The following is a 4,706-nucleotide window of genomic DNA, read 5'->3' as shown; positions in this document are numbered from 1 at the left end:
AATTTGAGAAATATGATTTGATAATAGCAGATGAACTTGGATATATTTCTTTTGATAAAGAAGCCTCTGAGCTCTTATTCACCTATCTTTCCTTAAGAGCAGGAAGAAAATCTACAATAATAACTACAAATTTATCATTTGAAAGGTGGGATGAAATATTTAAAGATCCAGTAATGACAGCTGCAATAATAGATAGACTTACACATAAATCATATATTGTAAATATGAATGGTAATTCTTATAGATTAAAAGAAACTAAACTTTGGTTAGAAAAGCAATAATTTTTTTACCTTAACTAGAGGAGAATTCGATTAGAATTTAGAGGAAATTTCGGTTGACAAATACAATGCCAATCTGTTTTATTCTTTAATGCTTCAGCAGCTTTGATTTCTCTTTTAAGCTGTTTGTCTTTCTTTTTCATAAGTCTTGGCATCCAGTCTTTAAATATTCTAAAGGCTGGATAATCTTTGTTTAGAATCAGGATCCCATCACCTGTGACACGTCCAAATTCTTCAAACGCTGGTATTTCTTCATCAGGTGTATAGTCAATTTCCTTAATCATTGGAAGCAATGAAAATTTGACTGCCAGCAGATCCTTATTAATTACTTCAATATTCTTATTCACTCTTATCACCACCATTCACAAATTTTTCATACCAGTCATTATATTTCATATCAGAAGGCACATAATAAGTTTTACCATCTGCACCCCTTGCAGCACGTTCACCCAAGCTGAATTCATCATCAAAATAAGGTGCTGTGACTGTTCTGCACCAGGGATGGAATGGTGGTGCTGTTGCACCCACTTCATAATCCTTCATGTCAAATACATGCCCATCCAAGTCTTTACACACTTCAGAAGTGCTATTGTCCAGCGTTGCCACTATTTCAAAGCGTTCCACATCAAGATCATTGAAAGCATCTTTCTGTGCAGCAGAAGCAAAAGCAGCAGATTCAGTCATTACAAGCCTGCCTGCTTTATTCCTATCAGTTCCAAATTGTGCTGATAATCTTTTTATTATTTCATCAGGTGATCTACCTGTAATGACTGACTGTGTTAAATGGGTTTGAAGGTTTCCAATCAAGGCTTGTTTGTTTGTCCATAACCTGTCACTGAAAGTCTTACCATCCATTGTCCAGGGTTTACTTAGGATCTTATTCAGCTGATTGTCATTGATTGAATGAAGATCCCAACCAATATTGAAACCCCTTTGGATCTCAAAAGCTGTGTGATAATACCCATCTTTGTAAATCCCACGTAACAGATCATCAATACCATCAACCTGGTTCCCATAAAGCACTTCAACCTGTTGCTGCAGTTGTACCCTTAAAGCTTCCAGCCTGGAAATATGAACCCTTGCTGAAGCATTTTCAAGTTCTTGCATCCACCTTTGATTGAAAGCATTTTCTTTCCCATACTTGATGTATTCATTGACATCCCACTTAAATTCCTTCAGTTCAGTGGTTGTCAGAAGTCTTCTTGCTTCAGTCATGGTGATTTTGTTGTTATTGGCAAATCTTCTGTACCAAACAGAAAGCTGACTTTCAATTTCCCTGGAAGCTTTTCTGTACTGATCATCAAGATCATTCAGGTAGTTTTCACCTTTCTTGATCTGCATTTCTTCAATAAGTTCCATTCTGCGTTGCCAATAACCATTATTCTTGGGCATTATCATCACCTGCATTTATTGGATTAAAGGCACCTTGATAATCAGCCATTGCTTCTTCTTTTTCAGCTTTAATCCTTTGAAGTTCTTTTTCAACATCAGTTATCCAGGATGTTGTGAAATGATTGTTTCATTGGATAGGATGCCAACTGATTTGGCTAGATTATCAATGACAGTTGATTCATTCATCATCATATCCCTGTTGAATATTACTTCTACCGATTCATTAAAGAAGTTACCTATTCCACTCAAATTTAAATGTGTGTTCACGAACCATAGAAGTTCTTCAAAAGATGCTTGGTATTCAGTTTCCATTTCATTGGCATCCAAATCAATGTCATTGTACATGGATTGAATGTTCATCTGATTTGGTGTTCCTGACATCCGTTCATCTTTTGCATCATAACCCCTTGCATTTTCAATCAAGGCTTTCTTGAAGATCTCAACAATGGCTTTGTAATTGTCAGCATTAACTTCAACAGTAAGGGTTGAAACACCACCCTTGGCACCATCAATGCTTTTGACCTTAACTGCACCATAGGTTGCAAGGTTGTGTCTGAACTCTGCCAGGTTTGCACCATCATAGTTTTCAATGACCAGGATGGTGTTCCTTGCATCTTCCTGCATGTTGTTTTCAAAGTCAGAAAGCATGATGTTGATTCCATCCTGCAGTGACTTCACCCTGGTGATCAATGGGATTTCCTTGGCATTATACTTGAACGCAATCAAAGGGATCCGTTCCCAATTTAATTCCACCACTTCACCTTCACCATCTGTAAAACTGAAATAATTACTTGAAGGGTTTTCAATATCAGGAATTAACATATTACCTTCTAAAACGTATCTATCTATACCATTAAGGCTATATACTTCAACCTTTTTAATGGTCTTTTCCTTTGCACCTTCATAGGCTTCAATTTCATACAGTCTGACAGCAAAATCAAGTTCTGTATGTTCAGCATCTTTCCAAAATGGAAGGATTTCATAAGGTTGAAATCTCTTAAAACAAAATTCCCCAAGATCATTGTAGTAAGGATGAAGCCATCCAATACCACCATTCAAGGAATCTTCACCTAAGTTCTTCAGGGTTCTTTGGAATCTTTTGTTTAATACCTTCTTCAAAGCAGCTTCATATTGATTGTTTTCTGTGTCAAAGGTTAAAGGTTTACTTAGAAGATAGTTCTTTTTCTGATCCACCATCTTTGCATACTGATTATCAATGATCTTGTTATTTGGAAGATTATAAACAACCTGCAGCATCCCATCTTGTCCAACCATTGTTCTTTGACGTTGAAGAATATCATGATCACCTTTGTAATACTTTTCACCAGTGATCATGTTCTTTCGATTAATTGAACTTTCCCATTTCTTAATTTCAACTTCAATAAATTGCTTTTCAGTCATTCTTTTGCTTGCTGCTCTTGTAATAATATCCTTGATCTTAGACATTTCACTTGAAATATTTATCATGTTTAATACACTCCTTTATTATTTAGTCAAAACTGAATGTGCTTCCTTGTCCTATCTTTTCAGCAATACCTGTTGTTGCATCAGGTGCATCATCATGAAGGTTCTTTCCTTCCTTCTGATACTTGGTCATTGCTGCATGATATTCAGGGAAACGATCTGCCCAATTGATTGGGAAGTATATGTGATTCATCACCCAAGTAGCATTGGACAGGATCCTTGCTTTCTTATTCTTGGACTGATGAAAAGGATTGATCTGAACTTTGTTGCTTTTGAACTTCTCTTTCAGGATCCGTTCAACTTGTCTTGCAAAACCACGTCCACCATTATTGGATTCAATGTCTGCATTGTTGACACCATCTTCATGAAGCATCTTTGCAGTTTCTTCTTCAGTGATTTCCATTGCTTCCTTGGTGTAAAGTACATTAAGAACATAGGCTTCACCCTGGTAAACACCATAATCAATTGAACAAAGGTAATCATTCCCTTGATCAGCTGTGTCAGTGTAGTTCCTGATTTCAGTGAATAGAAGGTTGCCATGTTCATCCATTGGAAGCTTCTTGTAAGTCTTAAAGCTGGTGTAAAGCTTACCCTTAATATCAATTGGTTCCTGCTGATAGTTGGCTGAAGCAACATCCAATCCCATTGCCTTCACTTTAGCATTGTAGGATCTTCTTGAAAGGATTTCATCACAAAGCATGGATCCATCATCCTGAAGTGCTTTCTTTGTAATATGTCTAACTTTAAATCCAAGCTTTGGAAGTTCTTCAATCACCCTACCAGCAAGATCCCTAGAATGCCAACGTGTCATTATTAAAATAATTTTCCCACCTTCTTCAAGCCTGGAAAGCATGGTGTTTGTGAACCACTCCCAATGTTTCTGCAGCACTTCTTCATTGTAGGCTTCAGTTGCATTCTTGATCAGGTCATCAATGATCAGTAATGTGGCACCAAAGCCTGTTGCAGTTCCTGTCGGTGATGTTGCAAGATAGTTATTATATCCACCTTCCAGTGACCAAAGATTCATGGCACCATCACCTTGTTTGATCCTAACTTCAGGAAATACATCAATGTAAACAGGTTTCATTTCATCTGCTTTTTCTTCCTGAATGTTGTTTCTTACACTCTTTGAAAACATAGTTGAAAGGGTTTCATTATAGGATCCAGTCATGATCTTTTCAGTTTTCTTCTTACCAAGTACCCATTCAACAAATAATCCAGCTGTTCTTGACTTCCCCCTGTGTTAGAATAGTTGTCATATAGATGTTATAATAATTGTGAGTAAAGAAAGGATGACAATCTATATGAAAAATAAGAGCTATAATAAAGAATACATTGAAGATATATTAAGGCAAATATCTCCGCCAATAAATAAAAAAGTATCACAGGTATCTAAGGAAACAGGAGTATCTACAAACACTATCTATGGGTGGAAGAGAAAAGCTAGAATAGAAGGCAAATTAATACCCAATAGTAATCCTAATCGACTTAAGAGATGGAGAAAAGAAGATAAACTTAAAATTGTAATGGAAACATTTACAATGAATGAAGAAGAATTATCAAGGTATTGTA

6 protein-coding genes and 1 pseudogene are annotated in these 4,706 nt (G+C 36.3%); 2 read left to right on the top strand and 5 right to left on the bottom strand.

Annotation, left to right across the window (positions count from 1 at the left end; all coding sequences use genetic code 11):
- Positions 1–281, top strand: a 281-nt coding sequence (locus Q326_RS0114740) for an ATP-binding protein (protein ID WP_026896033.1), incomplete at its 5' end; no start/stop codon positions are given.
- A 14-nt stretch (positions 282–295) separates the two neighbouring features.
- On the opposite strand, the gene Q326_RS17600 is transcribed toward Q326_RS0114740, so the two are convergent.
- The 5 genes and pseudogenes from Q326_RS17600 to Q326_RS19135 all read right to left on the bottom strand — a co-directional run.
- Complete coding sequence (locus tag Q326_RS17600; RefSeq protein WP_034602519.1) at positions 296–625, bottom strand: hypothetical protein; 330 nt, start codon at positions 623–625, stop codon at positions 296–298.
- Complete coding sequence (locus Q326_RS17595; RefSeq protein WP_034602517.1) at positions 618–1,670, bottom strand: minor capsid protein; 1,053 nt, start codon at positions 1,668–1,670, stop codon at positions 618–620. The genes Q326_RS17600 and Q326_RS17595 overlap by 8 nt, the downstream gene beginning before the upstream one ends.
- A 99-nt stretch (positions 1,671–1,769) precedes the next feature.
- Positions 1,770–3,137: a phage portal protein gene (locus tag Q326_RS17590; protein ID WP_245592120.1), complete on the bottom strand. Its 1,368-nt coding sequence runs from the start codon at positions 3,135–3,137 to the stop codon at positions 1,770–1,772.
- A 22-nt stretch (positions 3,138–3,159) separates the two neighbouring features.
- On the bottom strand, positions 3,160–3,684 hold the full coding sequence (gene terL, locus Q326_RS19140) for a phage terminase large subunit (RefSeq protein ID WP_284071449.1): 525 nt from the start codon (positions 3,682–3,684) through the stop codon (positions 3,160–3,162).
- A 108-nt stretch (positions 3,685–3,792) separates the two neighbouring features.
- Positions 3,793–4,359: pseudogene (locus tag Q326_RS19135) on the bottom strand (terminase large subunit domain-containing protein); the annotation flags it as partial.
- A gap of 79 nt (positions 4,360–4,438) precedes the next feature.
- Here Q326_RS19135 and Q326_RS0114720 point away from each other — a divergent pair.
- On the top strand, positions 4,439–4,706 hold a 268-nt coding region (locus Q326_RS0114720; RefSeq protein ID WP_026895679.1), incomplete at its 3' end, for a transposase.

Origin of the sequence: Clostridiisalibacter paucivorans DSM 22131 (assembly GCF_000620125.1) — a bacterium.
In the GTDB taxonomy this organism is placed as follows: Bacteria; Bacillota; Clostridia; order Tissierellales; family Clostridiisalibacteraceae; genus Clostridiisalibacter; species Clostridiisalibacter paucivorans.
The sequence above is the reverse complement of the archived record's forward strand: the minus strand, read 5'-3'. Positions and strand labels throughout refer to the sequence as shown.